The organism is Streptomyces sp. SID14478 (assembly GCF_010548525.1).
Taxonomy (GTDB): domain Bacteria; phylum Actinomycetota; class Actinomycetes; order Streptomycetales; family Streptomycetaceae; genus Streptomyces.
In genome coordinates, this window is the sequence record NZ_JAAGMG010000285.1 from 1 (window position 1) to 1,081 (window position 1,081).

Consider the following 1,081-nt stretch of genomic DNA (forward strand, 5'->3'; position numbering starts at 1 on the left):
GAGCACCGGGGGCAGTGCGTCCGGGGGCGCCTCGTGGGGTACGAGGATGTCGTCGCCGCCCCAAAGTCCCTGGGGGGACGCCGGGTTGGGCCCCGGTGCGAGCACGCTGCGCAGCCCGTGGCCCGGCTGCGGCGCCGTCCGGGGGATGCCGAGGTGCACCACGGCCGCCGGCCGGTCGCCCGGCTCGACGGCATAGCGCTGACCGGCCGGCCAGTAGAGCAGGTCGCCGGGCTCGATCCGGGTCGCCCGCCAGCGTCCGCCTCCTTCGAGGCGCAGCCGTGCGTGCCCGAGCAGGGTGTAGAGAAACGTTGCGGCCCGCATGGACGGGAGGCGGGCCGGGGAGCGCGTCCCGTGGCACAAGGTGGTCGTCACGCCGAGCAGCGGCTGTCCCGTCCGGTCCCACAGGGCGGCGAGGAAGTTCCGCGCACGGAGCCACACGGGATGGTGGGTGGCGTGCAGACCCCGCGCGACGAGGGCGAACGTTTCGTCGCCCACCTGGCCCAGCAGGCGCCGGTCGTAGGTGGCGAAGGAGCCGTCCTCCGGCTGCGGCAGCAGATCCCCGGGGTCGGCGAGGTGGCGCGGCCCGAGGGTGAAGCCCACCCGGCCCGCCGCGGGCCGCTGCGTGGCCCCGACGGCACCTTCGAAGACCTCGTGCGCGTCGAAGGGAGCGGCCCCGAGGCCGCCGGCTCTGATCAGCACGGGCCGCCGGTCCCAGTACGTGGTGACGAACGTGTCCCAGTCGAAGGGCTCCAGCACGTCGACGGAGCCGTCTCGCGCCCCGCTCACGGCGCGGTGTCCACTGCCCGTACCCGATACAACTCATCGAGCAGGGTCAGCAGTTCGGGGCTGTCCGGCCGCAGGGCGCAGGACTCGGCCAGTGCGCCGACGGTGGTCTGCGTGACGGCGCAGAGGCGGTCGAGGATCCGGTCGGCCGCGGGGCCCGCGGCGCGGCGCGCATGTCCGTGGGCGGCCCAGACCGACGCGCCGGAGGTGTCGTGCAGGCGCAGGATCTCGGTGGTGCGCCGTAATCGGTCCTGCGCGGCGAGCGGGACGCCGGGCCGGGGCGGCGGGACCGGCTCCA

General features: G+C 75.6%; 2 pseudogenes. Both read right to left on the minus strand.

Annotation, left to right across the window (positions count from 1 at the left end):
- Positions 1–786, minus strand: a pseudogene (locus G3I40_RS09845) (hypothetical protein); the annotation flags it as partial.
- Positions 783–1,081, minus strand: a pseudogene (locus tag G3I40_RS09850) (hypothetical protein); the annotation flags it as partial. The pseudogenes G3I40_RS09850 and G3I40_RS09845, both read right to left, overlap by 4 nt.